Origin of the sequence: Cupriavidus oxalaticus (genome assembly GCF_004768545.1) — a bacterium.
GTDB lineage: Bacteria > Pseudomonadota > Gammaproteobacteria > Burkholderiales > Burkholderiaceae > Cupriavidus > Cupriavidus oxalaticus_A.
On record NZ_CP038640.1, the window covers coordinates 38,194 to 51,926 of the forward strand.

Sequence of the window (13,733 nt, forward strand, 5' to 3'; positions counted from 1 at the left end):
GTCATGGCTCTGCGCGCGATCCCCATCCGTAGGGCCGGCAACCGAGAAAACCTGTTCATGGGCGGGGATCGTGAGCTGGTGATGTTCTCGGGCCTGCTGGCCGGCGCGCTGATTTTCAGCGCCCAAGAAGTGAGGGCAACGGTGTTCGGCATCGCCTTGTGGTTCGGCGCGCTCTTCGCGCTGCGCCTCATGGCGAAGGCCGATCCGAAGCTGCGACACGTGTACCTGCGGCACCGCCGGTACAAGCCGTACTACCCGGCTCGCAGCACGCCCTTCCGTGACAACACGCCGAGTCAAGGGAAGCAATACAAATGATCGAAGCAATCGCAATTGCCATTGCTGTGCTCGGTGCGGTTCTGTTGCTCATCCTCTTTGCCCGCATCCGGGCTGTCGATGCCGAGCTGAAGCTCAAGAAGCATCGCGCCAAGGATGCCGGCCTGGCCGATCTGCTCAATTACGCCGCCGTGGTCGATGACGGCGTGATCGTGGGCAAGAACGGCTCCTTTATGGCCGCCTGGCTGTACAAGGGTGATGACAACGCCAGCAGCACCGAGGAACAGCGGGAAATGGTGTCGTTCCGCATCAACCAGGCCCTGGCGGGCCTGGGGAACGGCTGGATGGTGCATGTCGATGCTGTGCGTCGGCCTGCGCCGAACTACTCGGAGCGGGGCGTGTCATCGTTCCCCGACTCCGTTTCCTTCGCCATTGACGAGGAACGCCGGCGCTTGTTCGAGGGCCTGGGCGCGATGTTCGAGGGCTACTTTGTCCTGACCGTCACGTGGTTCCCGCCAGTGCTGGCCCAGCGCAAGTTTGTCGAACTCATGTTCGATGACGATGCGGTGGCTCCCGACCATACGGCGCGCACTACGGGCCTGATTGCGCAGTTCAAGCGCGAGATCACCAGCCTGGAATCGCGCCTGTCCTCGGCGGTCAAGATGACGCGCCTGCGCGGCCAAAAAGTCGTGTCGGAAGAGGGCAGGGAAGTCACGCACGATGACTTCCTGAGCTGGTTGCAGTTCTGCGTGACGGGCCTCCATCACCCGGTCATGCTGCCCAGCAATCCGATGTACCTCGATGCGGTAATCGGCGGGCAAGAGCTGTGGGGCGGCGTCGTGCCCAAGATCGGGCGCAAGTTCATCCAGGTGGTCGCCATCGAAGGCTTCCCCTTGGAGTCAACGCCTGGGGTGCTCTCGGCCCTGGCCGAGCTGCCCAGCGAATACCGCTGGTCGAGCCGCTTCATCTTCATGGATCAGCACGAGTCCTTGAAGCACCTGGACAAGTTCCGCAAGAAGTGGAAGCAGAAGATTCGCGGCTTCTTCGATCAGGTGTTCAACACGAATACCGGCTCGATCAACCAGGACGCGGCCGCGATGGTCGGCGACGCCGAGGCGGCCATCGCCGAGGTCAACAGCGGCTTGGTGGCGGCCGGCTACTACACCAGCGTAGTCGTGCTGATGGACGAGGATCGGGAGCGCCTGGCGGCCTCCGCGCTCCTGGTCGAGAAGGCCGTCAACCGCCTGGCCTTCGCGGCCCGTATCGAGACGATCAACACGCTCGATGCGTACCTGGGCAGCTTGCCCGGCCACGGCGTCGAGAACGTGCGCCGGCCGCTCATCAACACGATGAACCTGGCCGACCTGCTGCCGACAAGCTCGATCTGGACGGGCAGCGCCACGGCTCCGTGCCCGATGTACCCGCCGCTGTCGCCGGCGCTCATGCACTGCGTGACGGTGGGCGCTACGCCGTTCCGCCTGAACCTGCACGTGCGCGACCTGGGCCACACCTTCATGTTCGGCCCGACCGGCGCAGGCAAATCGACGCACCTGGGCATCATCGCCGCGCAGCTCCGTCGCTACGCCGGCATGTCGATCTACGCCTTCGACAAGGGCATGTCGATGTACCCACTCGCGGCCGGCATCCGCGCGGCCACGAAGGGCAAGAGCGGCCTGCATTTCACGGTGGCCGCCGACGATGACCGCCTGGCGTTCTGCCCGCTCCAGTTCCTCGAAACGAAGGGGGATAGGGCCTGGGCGATGGAGTGGATCGACACCATCCTGGCGTTGAACGGCGTCAACACCACGCCGGCGCAGCGCAACGAGATCGGCAACGCGATCATGAGCATGCACGCCAGCGGCGCGCGCACGCTCTCCGAGTTCTCGGTGACGATTCAGGACGAGGCGATCCGCGAGGCCATCAAGCAGTACACGGTGGACGGCTCGATGGGCCACCTGCTCGACGCCGAAGAGGACGGCCTGTCGCTGTCCGACTTCACGGTGTTCGAGATCGAAGAGCTGATGAACCTGGGCGAGAAGTTCGCGCTGCCGGTGCTGCTCTACCTGTTCCGCCGCATCGAGCGCGCACTGAAAGGCCAGCCCTCCGTCATCATCCTGGACGAAGCCTGGTTGATGCTGGGCCACCCCGCGTTCCGCGCCAAGATCAGGGAATGGCTCAAGGTGCTGCGCAAGGCCAACTGCCTTGTGCTGATGGCGACGCAAAGCCTCTCCGACGCGGCCAACTCGGGCATCTTGGACGTGATCGTGGAATCGACCGCGACCAAGATTTTCCTGCCTAACGTCTACGCCAGGGATGAGGACACATCGGCGCTCTATCGCCGTATGGGCCTCAACGCGCGTCAGATCGAAATCCTGGCGACTGCCATTCCGAAGCGTCAGTACTACTACGTCTCGGAGAACGGCCGCCGTCTCTATGACCTTGCCCTGGGGCCGATGGCCCTGGCCTTCGTCGGTGCGTCCGACAAGGAATCGGTCGCCACCATCAAGAGCCTCGAAGCCAAGTTCGGCCACGAATGGGTGCATGAGTGGCTGGCCGGCCGTGGGCTGAATCTCAACGACTACCTGGAGGCCGCATGAGCATCGCCGACACCCTCAAGGGCTTGATCTTCAAGAAGCCCGCCAACTCCGCCGAGCCGCGCGATCCGCGCCGCTCGAAGGAACCGCTCGCCGGCGGCCGCCGTGCGGGCGAGGCCGAGAACCCCTACCTGGCCGCGCGCCGCACCTGGAACGATCACGTGGGCAGCGTCGTCTCGCAGCGCCAAACCTGGCAGGTGATAGGCATCCTGTCGCTGTTGATCGCGCTGGCCGGCGTGGGTGGCGTGATCCACATCGGCAGCCAGTCGAAGTTCATCCCCTACGTGGTCGAGGTGGACAAGCTGGGCCAGACGGTGGCCGCCGGCCCGGTGCAGGCCGCAGGGAAGGCCGATCCGCGTGTCATCCACGCCGCCGTTGCGGACTGGATGAGCTGCGCGCGCATGGTGTCGCCTGACGTGGCCTTGCAGCGCAAGTGCGTGTTCAAGGCGTACTCGATGCTCGCCCCCAACGATCCGGCGACGCCAAAGATGAACGAGTGGTTGAACGGCACGCCCGATTCCAGCCCGTTCAAGCGCGCCGAGAAGGAAATGGTCAGCGTCGAGATCAAGACCGTCATCCCGCAAACGCCCGACACCTGGCAAGTCGAGTGGGTGGAAACCACGCGCGACCGCCAAGGCACGCTGAAAGGTCAGCCCGTCACCTGGCGCGCGCTCGTGACTACCTACATCGCCGAGGTCACGCCCAACACCACCGATGAGCAACTGCGGAACAACCCGTTGAGCATCTACGTGCGTGATTACTCCTGGTCCCGCATCCAATGAATTCGAGGTCATCCACCATGAAGAAAACCCTCTCCGCTTTGATCGTGGGCGCTGCTGTGGCGGTGCCCTCCCTGGCTCTGGCCGCCCCTGGCGACGACATTGCCGACAAGTATTTCAACAAGACCAACCCGACGCTGACCGCTCAAGAGCGCGCGGCGCTCGCCATCGCCAAACGGTGGGAAGCGGGGTCGGCGACCGGCATCAAGCCGGTGGCCGGCTCGGGCGGTGCCATCAAGTTCGTGTACGGCGCGCAGCAGCCGAGCATCGTTTGCGCGGTGCTCCAGGTGTGCGACGTGGCCTTGCAGCCCGGCGAACAAGTGAACTCGATCAACCTGGGCGACACGGCCAGGTGGACGGTGGAACCGGCCATCACCGGCAGCGGCGCGACCGAGGTTCAGCACCTCATCATCAAGCCGATGGACGTGGGCCTCGAAACCAGCCTGGTTGTGACCACGAACCGCCGCAGCTACCACTTCCGCCTGCGCTCGCATCGCACCGAGTACATGCCGCAAGTCTCGTTCACGTACCCCGAGGAAGCGCAAGCCAAGTGGGACGCGATCCAGCGCCGCGAGAAGCAGGAACGCACCGACAACACCCTGCCGGCGACGGGCGAGTACCTGGGCGATCTCTCGTTCGACTATGAGCTGTCCGGGTCGGCGAGCTGGAAGCCTGTGCGCGTCTACAACGATGGCCGCAAGACCATCATCGAAATGCCCGGCACGATGCAGCAGACCGAAGCGCCGACGCTCCTGGTCGTGCGCAAAGAGGGCGGCTTGTTCACCGACGACGAAACGGTGCTGGTCAATTACCGCGTGCAGGGCAATCGCTACATCGTGGACACGGTGTTTGACCGCGCGATCCTGATTGCCGGTGTTGGCAGTAGCCAAGACCGCGTGACCATCAGCCGGAGGAAGTGACCATGCGCAAGATCGTCTCTCTCGCGCTGCTCGCCCTCGCCCTGGGCCTCGGCGGCTGCGCAACCACCAGCCAGTACGGCAACTTCGTCCAGTCGGCCGCGCTCGATCAGCAGAAGCTCGCCACCGACGCGGTGCAGCAGCTCGCCACGCTGTACGCGCCGGCGCGCACGCGCCTGGAGCTGCAACAGCCGACGCCCGATCCGTTCGGCCAGGCGCTCGTCAAGTCGCTGCGCGACAAGGGCTATGCCCTCCTGGAGTACGCCCCGGCCGGCGCTTCCACGCAGGCCCCGGCCTCGGCGGCATCGCAGGCGAGCGCACCGGCCACCACGGCCGCGTCGGGCGGCCTGCCGTTGCGCTACGTGCTCGACCAGGCTGGCGACTCGAACCTGTACCGCCTGACCTTGATGGTCGGCAATCAATCCATCACCCGCCCTTACCTGGCGCAAAACGGCACGTTCGCGCCGGCCGGGTACTGGGTGCGCAAGGAGTGACGCCATGACAGAAAACGCCGATCAGATGGCACCTGACGCTTCGCCTGGCGAAGTGTCCAAGAAGGCGGGCGTCCGTCGCGTCAACAACATGCCCATGTACATCCTCGGCGGCGTCCTGCTGTCGTTCGTGCTGGTCATGGCCCTGGTCGCGGCGGATCGCGCGGCCAAGCAGAACGCGCCGGCGGACGGCCCCAAGGAGAAGGCCGGCAACACGTCGATGTTCGCCAAGGAGATCGCAGGCGACAAGACCGGCGGCTTGATCGAGCCGGCAAGCCCGCTCAAGGTGCCCGACATGCCGACCGGCCCGGCGTCGGCTCCGCTGGAGATCGCGCGGCCGTCCAACCCGGACGCGCCGCCGGCCCCGCCGGCCAACCCCGGCAACCCGGGCCAGCCGGTGAACGACGACGAGGCCCAGCGCATCCGCATGGCGAAGATGCAGATGTTCGGCGAAGCCGTGAAGGCCAAGACCACCGTGCGCGTGGATGCCCCGCGTAGCAACGGCTCCGCGCCGGGTGGCCCGAGCACCTACACCGGCACGCCGCAGACGCGCGATGAAATGCTGAACCGCATCGCAGCGGTGCAGCAGCAAATCGACGCGCAGCGCAGCAACGATCCGACCGCCGCCTATCAAGCACGCCTGGCGCAGATTCGCGGCATGGGCGTCGGTGGTGGCGGCGCGGCTCCGGCCGCCGGCGGCATGGGCGCGGGCGGTGCGCCGCAGCTCCTGCAAACCTCGACCAGCGGCGGCGGGCGCAACAGCATGGCGCAGTTCGGCCAAGGTGGGCAGGGCGACCGCTGGAAGCTGGATTCGCAGCCGGAAGCGCCGCGCACACCGTTCGAGCTGCGCGCGGGCTTCGTCGTGCCGGCCACGCTCATTTCGGGCATCAACTCCGATCTGCCGGGCCAAATCATGGCCCAGGTCGCGCAGGACGTGTACGACACACCGACCGGCAAGCACCTGTTGATCCCGCAGGGATCGCGCCTCGTCGGCTCGTATTCGAGCGACGTGGCCTACGGCCAAGCGCGCGTGCTGGTTGCGTGGCAACGCATCGTGTTCCCCGATGGCAAGGCGATGGACATTGGCGCGATGCCAGGCGCGGACAGCGCGGGATACGCGGGCTTCCACGACCAGGTGAACAACCACTATGTGCGCCTGTTCGGCTCGGCCTTCCTCATGTCCGGCGTGACAGCAGGCATCACCTACAGCCAACGCCAGAACCAGGCCACAAACACCTATGGCGCACCGAGCGCCAGCAGTGCCCTAAGCGAAGCCCTCGGCCAGCAGCTCGGCCAGGTTACGGCGCAACTCATCGCCAAGAACCTGAGCATTTCGCCGACGCTGGAAATTCGGCCGGGGTATCGCTTCAACGTCGTGGTCACGAAGGACATGACGTTTTCCAAGCCGTACCGTTCCTTCGATTACTAACGCCATAGGAGAAAAGCACCATGAAGCCGAAGTTTTTAGCCGCTAAATTGGCCCTCGTCATTGCTGTTTCGAGCACGCTGGCGGTCACACCTGTGCAGGCTGGCATCCCCGTCATCGACGGCACCAACCTGTCGCAGAACATCATGACGGCCATCGAATCGGTGGCCCAGACGCTCAAGCAAATTGAGCAGTACAGCACCCAGCTCCAGCAGTATCAAAACCAACTCCAGAACACGATGGCCCCGGCCGCGTATATCTGGGATCAGGCGCAATCGACCATCAACGGGTTGATGAACGCGGTCAACACGCTGGATTACTACAAGACCCAACTCGGCAGCCTGGACAGCTACATCGGCAAGTTCCAGGACGTGAACTACTACAAGAACTCGCCGTGCTTTACGGCGGCAGGGTGCTCCGACGCGGAACGCGCAGCACTTCGGAATGTGGCCCAGCTCGCGAGCGAGTCGCAGAAGAAGGCCAACGATGCCTTGTTCAAGGGCCTCGATAGGCAGCAAACGAATCTCACGGCCGATGCAGCGACGTTGCAGCGTCTTCAATCGGCAGCGCAGGGCGCGCAGGGCCAAATGCAGGCCATCGGCTACGCCAACCAGCTCGCCAGCCAGCAGGCCAACCAGCTCTTGCAGATTCGTGGCCTGCTGATCGCGCAGCAGAACGCGATGGCAACCAAGATGCAGGCCGACGCCGACAAGGAAGCCCAGCAGGCGGCAGCGGCCGCACAACTGCGCCAGGGCAGCTACCGGGCCAGCCCGGCGCGCACCTGGTAAGGGGGATTCATGAAAGCAATCAAGGCTCTGTCCTTGGCCTCGGCCGCCCTCGTGGCGGCCTTGGTCGCCGGCTGCGACAACAAGCCGGCCACGGCCCCCATGCCGGAAGTGAACGACGAGAACTGCAAGCCCGAGAACATCGCCAAGATCGAGGACAAGGGCGTCCAGCAGGCTTTTTCGTCGCTGTGCTTGCGTCGTGGTGGGGATTTCAAGCCCAGCCCGAAACGCGAATGGTGAGGTGCTGACGATGAGAATGCCAGCCAATCTAAAAACCCTCGCCCTGCCGCTGTTCGTCTGGCTGGCGTTCTTCGCGGTCGATGCCCACGCGGCCATCGACAACGCCGGCGTGTTCGATAGCGTGCTGGATCGCTACCAGGCCGCCGCGAGCGGCTGGGCCGGTGTCATCACCACGGCCGCAACCTGGCTCTTCTGGACGCTGGTTGTGATCTCGATGGTCTGGACGTTCGGCATGATGGCCTTGCGCAAGGCCGACATTGGCGAGTTCTTCGCGGAGTTCGTCCGCTTCACGATCTTTACCGGCTTCTTCTGGTGGGCGCTAACCAACGGCCCTAACTTCGCCTCGTCCATCTATGCGTCGTTGCGGCAGCTCGCCGGCAACGCGACGGGCCTGGGCAATGCTCTGTCGCCCTCGGGCATCGTGGACGTGGGCTTTGCGATCTTCGACAAGGTGATGGATCAGTCCTCGGTGTGGTCGCCGGTGGACAGCATGGCCGGCATCCTCATGGCCGTGGCGATCCTGGTCATCCTGGCCCTGGTCGGTGTGAATATGCTTCTGCTGCTCGCGTCGGGCTGGGTGCTCGCCTACGGCGGCGTGTTCTTCCTCGGCTTCGGTGGTTCGCGCTGGACTTCCGACATGGCGATCAACTACTACAAGGTCGTCCTGGGCGTGGCCGCGCAGCTCTTCGCAATGGTGCTCCTGGTGGGCATCGGCAAGACCTTCCTCGATGACTACTACTCGCGCATGAGCGCCGGCATCAGCCTCAAGGAAATGGGCGTGATGCTGATCGTCGTCATCATCCTCTTGGCGTTGGTCAACAAGATTCCGCCGCTCATCGCCGGGATCATCACCGGCGCGAGCGTGGGCGGTGCCGGCATCGGCCAGTTCGGTGCAGGTGCTGCGTTGGGTGCCGCAGGCATGGCAGCAGCAGCGGCCGCGACCGGCGGCGCCGCTCTGGCCGCCGGCGCAGCCTCGGCCGCCGGTGGTGCCTCTGCCGTCATGGCCGCCTTCTCGAAGGCCAATGAGAACGTGTCGGCAGGCACGGACGTTATGTCGGCCTTCTCGGGCGGCGGCAGCTCGGGCGGCGGTGCGGGCGGCGGCGGCGACGCCGGCACCGGCAGCACGCCCTTCGCTCAGGCTGCGGGCTTTAGCGGCAGCTCCGGCGGTGGCTCTTCGTCGGGTGGCGGCAGCCCCTCGACCGGCAGCAGCTCGGGCAGCTCGAAGGGCGGCGATAAGGGCGGCGGCAAAGCCGACGCCGGCGGCCAGGGCAGCAGCTCGACGGCCAGCACCGGCAGCAGTGCCGACAAGGCCGCCAAGAACGAACCCAAGCCCGCCGGCGGGGCAGGGCAAGGGCAGCAGGCCGCACCGGGCAGCACCGGCCCCGGCTTGCTCGCATCGGCCGCATCGGCCCTCGGCACGGCCGGCCGCATCGCCGCCGACGCCGGCGCGAACTTGGCGAAGGGAACCGCCGATGTTGCCAAGGCCAAAGCCGCGAGCCTGCGCGAAGCCGCAGCCGAGCGGATCGCCGACACCACTGGCGGAAAGATCGCCGCCGCGATCAAGGCGCAAGGAAGCGGCACGGCCGAGAACATCGACGTGCCCGACCAGCAGCCCGCGCCGAGCTTCGGCGACAACAGCCTGGCAGGCGGCCCTGCCGATGCCGATCCCGAGTCCGAAGTAGCTGCGTTCGCCAACCGCGAGCAAGGCCGCGACGGCACAACTGCGTAACCAAGGAGAGTCCAACCATGAAGAAGAAACTGTTTGCCCTGGCCGCCCTCGTGGCAGCCCTCGGATCGACCGCCGGCACGGCCAGCGCGCAAGACGTGCTGACCGGCGACACGCGCCTGGCCTGCGAGGCGATCCTGTGCCTGTCGTCGGGCACGCGCCCGAGCGAATGCACGCCGTCGCTGTCGCGGTACTTCAACATCACGAAGCGCAAGCTGTCGGACACGATCCGCGCCCGCCTGAACTTCCTCCAGCTTTGCCCGGTGGCGAGCCAGACGCCGGAAATGCAGTCGCTCGTGTCGGCGATCTCGCGCGGCGCTGGCCGGTGCGACGCGCAGTCGCTGAACTCGACGTTGGTGATGTGGACGGGCGGCTACGACGATGGGCGCACGTACATCAGCAACCAGTTGCCTGACTACTGCGGGGCCTACACCGGCCACGCCTACACCGACTTCGCCAGCAGCGGCACGCTGCCGCGCTATGTCGGGACGCCAGAGCGGGGCGGGTATTGGGTCGAAGCGCGCGACTATGACCGCGCCTTGGCCGAGTACAACGAACGCATCCGGCGCGAGGACGAAGAGCGCCGCCGTCAGTCCTGGCTGAACTGAGGGAGGGGAGGGCATGCCGTTCTTCGCCGATCTGCCGCCGCAGCTCCAGGAGCGCGTCGTCTGCTCGATCTCGGCCGCCGTCAAGTACGAGGTGCCGGTCAACATCGTGTTGGCCGTCGCCGAGAAAGAGGGCGGCAAGCCGGGCCAGTGGGTGCGCAACTCGAATGGCACGCATGACGTTGGCCCGATGCAGTTCAACACCGCGTACCTGGGCGACCTGGCCCGATACGGCATCACGGCGAACGATGTGGCGGCTGCCGGCTGCTACTCGTTCGACCTGGCCGCCTGGCGGCTGCGGATGCACATCCGCAACGACAAGGGCGACCTCTGGACGAAGGCGGCGAACTACCACTCGCGCACGCCGCAGTACAACGCGGTGTACCGGGCCGACTTGATGCGCAAGGCGTCGAAGTGGGCCGATTGGCTCGAAGCTCGGTTCGTCACGCTTGACGTGACGAAGGCCGGGGCCACGCCCTCGACGCCCAGCCAGCCCGCGACGGTGGCCCAGCGGGCGACGCCGGCGGCCAGGCCGGCACCAGCACCCCAGCAGGCCGCCCCAGCGGCCGCAGCAGCTCGCAGCGTGTCGGTGGCCGGCTACGTGCCCCGCACGGTGTCTTTCAACACTTCACGCGAGGGGTCGGCCGAGTAGGCCGGCTCTTCCGATTTAGCGGCTAAACATGGACAAATTCCACGCCTTCATGATGCGGTACACGCTGGGCGTCGGCCGGTTGCTTCAAGCCTATTGCAAGTGGGCGGAAGGGCAGGCCAAGAACCAGCTCGATTTGCTTCTGCTGGGCCTCGGCCCGATCTTCGCCTTGGGCCTTCTGCTGTGGGCGCTGCCGGCGTGGATCGGCAAGCCCATCGCCTTCGTGCTCTCACTGCCAGCGCTCTACATCATCTTCCTGGTGCTGCGCGCCTACGCGATTCGCGGGGGCCGGCGCTGATGAAGGCCCTGCGGATTCCTGATGGAACCGTCGAAGCGTTGAAGTGGCTCGCACTGGTTCTCATGACCGGCGATCACGTCAACAAGTACCTGTTCAACGCGACGCTGCCGGTGCTGTTCGAGGCCGGCCGCGTGGCGCTCCCCCTTTTCGTGTTCGTCCTGGCCTACAACCTGGCCCGGCCGGGCACGCTCGAACGCGGCGTGTACGGCCGCACCATGTCGCGCCTGGCGATGTTCGGCGCGCTGGCCTCCGTGCCCTTCGTGGCCCTCGGCGGCCTGTACGCCGGTTGGTGGCCGCTCAACGTGATGTTCACGCTGCTGGTCGTCACGGCCACGGCTTACCTGGTCGAACGTGGCGGCAAGCTGCACCTGGCGGCCGCCGGCGTGGTGTTCCTGGTCGGCGGCAGCTCGGTCGAATATTGGTGGCCGGCCGTGGCTTTCGGCCTGGCGGTGTGGTCGTACACGCGCCGGCCGAGCTGGGCCGCCGCGGCGGTCGCGGTGCTGGCCTGCGCGGCCCTGTGGTTCGTCAATCGCAACCTGTGGGCCTTGGCAGCCCTGCCGGTGCTCTTCCTGGCCTCGCGGGTGGATGTGCGCGTGCCGCGCCTGCGCTGGGCCTTCTACGCCTATTACCCGCTGCACCTGGCCTCGCTCTGGTTGATCCGCATCCCCATGAGCAAGGCCGGCTACCTGTTCTTCTGATTGGAGTCCTGCCCCATGCGAAAACCCGTTCTTCTGGCCCTCTCTCTGGCGTTCCTGGTCAGCGCGCAAAGCGCACTGGCCGCCGGCGACGCCGGCAACTTCGGCACGCCGATCAAGTCCGGCGTATCGGTGTCCTTCCCCGACAGCAGCGCGACATTCCAGCCGACGCCAGAGGCCCTGGAGCTGCTGGCCGACGCTAGGAATGCGGCGATCATCTACATCAGCGGGCGCACCAGCACACTACGGCCCAGCGCGGCCGATGAGGCCCTTGCACTACGCCGTGCGCTCTCGGCCAGGTCGTACTTGGTGGCGCGCGGCGTCTCGCCGCTCAAGATCATGGTGAACTTCGCATCGGCCGCCGATTTCGTGGCAGACAACTCGACGGCCGAGGGCCGGCGCGAGAACCAGCGCGTGGACATTGAGGTGGTCTACATCCCCACCTACTGAGCGATCCGGCATCGCCATTCCTGGCGGTGCTGCAGGTCGCTCCAGCAGCTTCGCATCGTCGGCTCTGACGATGCAGGCCCGGCCGGCTTCCCTTGACAGCATCGCCATTTCTGACGATGCTGGCCAAGTCCCGATTTACTCCAGGAAGAAGGCCATGAGATACCCCGGCGGCAAGGGCGGTGCCGGCGTCTACCAGACGATCATCAACAACATCCCGCCTCACGACACGTACATCGAAACGCACCTGGGCGGCGGCAACATCCTGGAGCGCAAGCGGCCCGCTGCCCGCAGCGTCGGCATCGACGTTGATCCCGAGGTGATCGAGGTCTGGCAGCAGCTCGACGTGCCCGGCCTGGAGCTGCACCACGGCGACGCCGTGGCCTGGCTGGAGTCCCACCAGTTCACCGGCTCCGAGTTCGTCTACGCCGATCCGCCCTACGTGATGGACAGCCGGCGCGGCGGCAAGCTATACCGCCACGAATACGACGACGCCGACCACGTGCGGCTGCTCGACGTGCTGGCCGGCTTGCCGTGCGCGGTGATGGTGTCGGGCTACAGCTCAACGATCTATGACAGCTCTCCCTTGGCGTCATGGAGAACCATCGACTTCAACGCGATGACGCGCGGCGGCATCGCTATCGAACGGCTGTGGATGAACTACCCCGAGCCGGCCGAGCTGCACGATCTGCGCTACCTCGGCAGCAACTTCCGCGAGCGCGAGCGCATCAAGCGGAAGAAAGCCCGCTGGCAAGCGAAGCTCGCCAAGCTCGATCCGCTGGAGCGGGCGGCGATCATGGAATGCCTGCGCGAGCTGGAGGCGGCCGAGTAGGTCACGCCTGCGCCTGGTTGTGCAGCGCCCATACGCGCTTGACCTGGCTTTCACTGCACCCGGCCAGCCTGGCCGTCTCTGGAATGCTGTGGCCTGCGCTGCGCAGCGCCACGATGCGTTCATGCACCTTTGTGTTGGCCTTGCGGCCGGTGTAGCGGCCGGCGTCCTTCGCCAGCTCGACGCCCTGCCGCTGCCGCTCGCGGCGATCCTCGTAGTCGTCGCGGGCCATCTGCAACGCCAGCTTCAAAAGCATGTCCTGGATCGACTCCAGCACCACCTTTGCCACGCCCTTCGCCTCGGCGGCCAGGTCGGATAGATCGACCACGCCAGGGACAGCCAGGCGCGCGCCCTGGGCGCGGATCGAGGCCACGAGGCGTTCGGCCTCGGGCAGCGGCAGGCGGCTGATGCGGTCGATCTTCTCCGCAACGACGACTTCACCGGGTTGCAGGTCGCCGATCATGCGCAGCAGCTCGGCGCGATCGGCGCGAGCGCCCGAAGCCTTCTCGCGGTAGATGCCGGCGACGTAGAAGCCGGCGGCCCTGGTGCTCTCCACGATGGCGGCCTGCCTGGTCAAGTCCTGCTCGTCGGTGCTGACGCGCAAGTAGATGCGCGCGACCTTGAAAGCGACGCCGGCGGCCTGGTGCTCGGTCGGCGTCCGCATGATGCGGTCGGCACCTTCGACCAGGCCATCGCCGCCGACGCGCAGCGGTGGCGTCTTGGCGAGCGCCTGGCGCGCTGCGCGTGACTGGCGCGGCATGGCCGCAATCTGTGTTTCCTGGGCGGTGCGCGGCGTGATGATCGCGCTGCGCTTCGCCTTGGTCTTGCCTGGGAAGTAGCCGTTGCGGCTGGTCATGGGTTCCTCCGGTCATTTTGGGTATACGCAAAGTGTCCGGTCATGCTACCCCCGGCCAAAAAGGCCGTCATGCGATTTATCTTGGCCGGGTCGTTATTGGCGGGTCTAAATGGCCGCTCCGTG

Annotated in this window: 16 protein-coding genes; 15 read left to right on the forward strand and 1 reads right to left on the reverse strand. The window is 66.0% G+C overall.

Going from position 1 to position 13,733, the window contains the following annotated elements:
* Positions 1-3: 3 nt before the first annotated feature.
* From E0W60_RS36645 to E0W60_RS36715, 15 genes are all read left to right on the forward strand, one after another.
* Positions 4-315 (forward strand): conjugal transfer protein TrbD, encoded by a 312-nt coding sequence (locus tag E0W60_RS36645; RefSeq protein ID WP_001207961.1) that lies wholly within the window; start codon positions 4-6, stop codon positions 313-315.
* Positions 312-2,870, forward strand: coding sequence for a VirB4 family type IV secretion/conjugal transfer ATPase (locus E0W60_RS36650; RefSeq protein ID WP_011114047.1), 2,559 nt, complete (start codon positions 312-314; stop codon positions 2,868-2,870). The genes E0W60_RS36645 and E0W60_RS36650 overlap by 4 nt, the downstream gene beginning before the upstream one ends.
* Positions 2,867-3,649, forward strand: a complete 783-nt coding sequence (locus E0W60_RS36655; protein WP_011114048.1) for a conjugal transfer protein TrbF — start codon at positions 2,867-2,869, stop codon at positions 3,647-3,649. Before E0W60_RS36650 ends, E0W60_RS36655 begins: the two co-directional genes overlap by 4 nt.
* Positions 3,650-3,666: 17 nt before the next feature.
* Entirely contained in the window at positions 3,667-4,566 is a 900-nt protein-coding gene (gene trbG / locus E0W60_RS36660) for a P-type conjugative transfer protein TrbG (RefSeq protein WP_006122480.1), read from the forward strand.
* A gap of 2 nt (positions 4,567-4,568) precedes the next feature.
* Positions 4,569-5,057, forward strand: coding sequence for a conjugal transfer protein TrbH (locus E0W60_RS36665; RefSeq protein WP_006122479.1), 489 nt, complete (start codon positions 4,569-4,571; stop codon positions 5,055-5,057).
* Between the two features lie 4 nt (positions 5,058-5,061).
* The gene (locus tag E0W60_RS36670; RefSeq protein ID WP_011114050.1) at positions 5,062-6,483 is read left to right on the forward strand and encodes a TrbI/VirB10 family protein; all 1,422 of its coding nucleotides are present in this window, start codon (positions 5,062-5,064) and stop codon (positions 6,481-6,483) included.
* Between the two features lie 20 nt (positions 6,484-6,503).
* The gene (gene trbJ, locus E0W60_RS36675; RefSeq protein WP_010890135.1) at positions 6,504-7,268 is read left to right on the forward strand and encodes a P-type conjugative transfer protein TrbJ; all 765 of its coding nucleotides are present in this window, start codon (positions 6,504-6,506) and stop codon (positions 7,266-7,268) included.
* 9 nt (positions 7,269-7,277) lie between these two features.
* Complete coding sequence (gene trbK, locus E0W60_RS36680) at positions 7,278-7,505, forward strand: entry exclusion lipoprotein TrbK (protein ID WP_000644148.1); 228 nt, start codon at positions 7,278-7,280, stop codon at positions 7,503-7,505.
* 10 nt (positions 7,506-7,515) lie between these two features.
* On the forward strand, positions 7,516-9,234 hold the full coding sequence (gene trbL / locus E0W60_RS36685) for a P-type conjugative transfer protein TrbL (RefSeq protein WP_011114051.1): 1,719 nt from the start codon (positions 7,516-7,518) through the stop codon (positions 9,232-9,234).
* A gap of 17 nt (positions 9,235-9,251) precedes the next feature.
* Positions 9,252-9,839: a TrbM/KikA/MpfK family conjugal transfer protein gene (locus tag E0W60_RS36690; protein WP_010890138.1), complete on the forward strand. Its 588-nt coding sequence runs from the start codon at positions 9,252-9,254 to the stop codon at positions 9,837-9,839.
* Between the two features lie 13 nt (positions 9,840-9,852).
* Positions 9,853-10,488, forward strand: coding sequence for a transglycosylase SLT domain-containing protein (locus E0W60_RS36695; protein ID WP_011114052.1), 636 nt, complete (start codon positions 9,853-9,855; stop codon positions 10,486-10,488).
* Positions 10,489-10,516: 28 nt separating this feature from the next.
* Positions 10,517-10,783, forward strand: a complete 267-nt coding sequence (locus tag E0W60_RS36700) for a hypothetical protein (protein WP_010890140.1) — start codon at positions 10,517-10,519, stop codon at positions 10,781-10,783.
* Complete coding sequence (locus tag E0W60_RS36705; protein WP_011114053.1) at positions 10,783-11,481, forward strand: TraX family protein; 699 nt, start codon at positions 10,783-10,785, stop codon at positions 11,479-11,481. The genes E0W60_RS36700 and E0W60_RS36705 overlap by 1 nt, the downstream gene beginning before the upstream one ends.
* A 15-nt stretch (positions 11,482-11,496) precedes the next feature.
* Positions 11,497-11,928, forward strand: coding sequence for an OmpA family protein (locus tag E0W60_RS36710; protein WP_001665065.1), 432 nt, complete (start codon positions 11,497-11,499; stop codon positions 11,926-11,928).
* Between the two features lie 154 nt (positions 11,929-12,082).
* Positions 12,083-12,757 (forward strand): DNA methylase, encoded by a 675-nt coding sequence (locus E0W60_RS36715; protein ID WP_011178411.1) that lies wholly within the window; start codon positions 12,083-12,085, stop codon positions 12,755-12,757.
* A gap of 1 nt (position 12,758) precedes the next feature.
* Here E0W60_RS36715 and E0W60_RS36720 read toward each other — a convergent pair whose 3' ends face one another.
* Positions 12,759-13,610: a recombinase family protein gene (locus E0W60_RS36720; RefSeq protein WP_011296189.1), complete on the reverse strand. Its 852-nt coding sequence runs from the start codon at positions 13,608-13,610 to the stop codon at positions 12,759-12,761.
* Positions 13,611-13,733: the final 123 nt, after the last annotated feature.

Excerpts from the sequence above, each read along its gene's own strand:
- E0W60_RS36645 (WP_001207961.1), top strand. The coding sequence starts at position 4 with ATGGCTCTGCGCGCGATCCCCATCCGTAGGGCCGGCAACCGAGAAAAC.
- E0W60_RS36650 (WP_011114047.1), top strand. The coding sequence starts at position 312 with ATGATCGAAGCAATCGCAATTGCCATTGCTGTGCTCGGTGCGGTTCTG.
- E0W60_RS36655 (WP_011114048.1), top strand. The coding sequence starts at position 2,867 with ATGAGCATCGCCGACACCCTCAAGGGCTTGATCTTCAAGAAGCCCGCC.
- trbG (WP_006122480.1), top strand. The coding sequence starts at position 3,667 with ATGAAGAAAACCCTCTCCGCTTTGATCGTGGGCGCTGCTGTGGCGGTG.
- E0W60_RS36665 (WP_006122479.1), top strand. The coding sequence starts at position 4,569 with ATGCGCAAGATCGTCTCTCTCGCGCTGCTCGCCCTCGCCCTGGGCCTC.
- E0W60_RS36670 (WP_011114050.1), top strand. The coding sequence starts at position 5,062 with ATGACAGAAAACGCCGATCAGATGGCACCTGACGCTTCGCCTGGCGAA.
- trbJ (WP_010890135.1), top strand. The coding sequence starts at position 6,504 with ATGAAGCCGAAGTTTTTAGCCGCTAAATTGGCCCTCGTCATTGCTGTT.
- trbK (WP_000644148.1), top strand. The coding sequence starts at position 7,278 with ATGAAAGCAATCAAGGCTCTGTCCTTGGCCTCGGCCGCCCTCGTGGCG.
- trbL (WP_011114051.1), top strand. The coding sequence starts at position 7,516 with ATGAGAATGCCAGCCAATCTAAAAACCCTCGCCCTGCCGCTGTTCGTC.
- E0W60_RS36690 (WP_010890138.1), top strand. The coding sequence starts at position 9,252 with ATGAAGAAGAAACTGTTTGCCCTGGCCGCCCTCGTGGCAGCCCTCGGA.
- E0W60_RS36695 (WP_011114052.1), top strand. The coding sequence starts at position 9,853 with ATGCCGTTCTTCGCCGATCTGCCGCCGCAGCTCCAGGAGCGCGTCGTC.
- E0W60_RS36700 (WP_010890140.1), top strand. The coding sequence starts at position 10,517 with ATGGACAAATTCCACGCCTTCATGATGCGGTACACGCTGGGCGTCGGC.
- E0W60_RS36705 (WP_011114053.1), top strand. The coding sequence starts at position 10,783 with ATGAAGGCCCTGCGGATTCCTGATGGAACCGTCGAAGCGTTGAAGTGG.
- E0W60_RS36710 (WP_001665065.1), top strand. The coding sequence starts at position 11,497 with ATGCGAAAACCCGTTCTTCTGGCCCTCTCTCTGGCGTTCCTGGTCAGC.
- E0W60_RS36715 (WP_011178411.1), top strand. The coding sequence starts at position 12,083 with ATGAGATACCCCGGCGGCAAGGGCGGTGCCGGCGTCTACCAGACGATC.
- E0W60_RS36720 (WP_011296189.1), bottom strand. The coding sequence starts at position 13,610 with ATGACCAGCCGCAACGGCTACTTCCCAGGCAAGACCAAGGCGAAGCGC.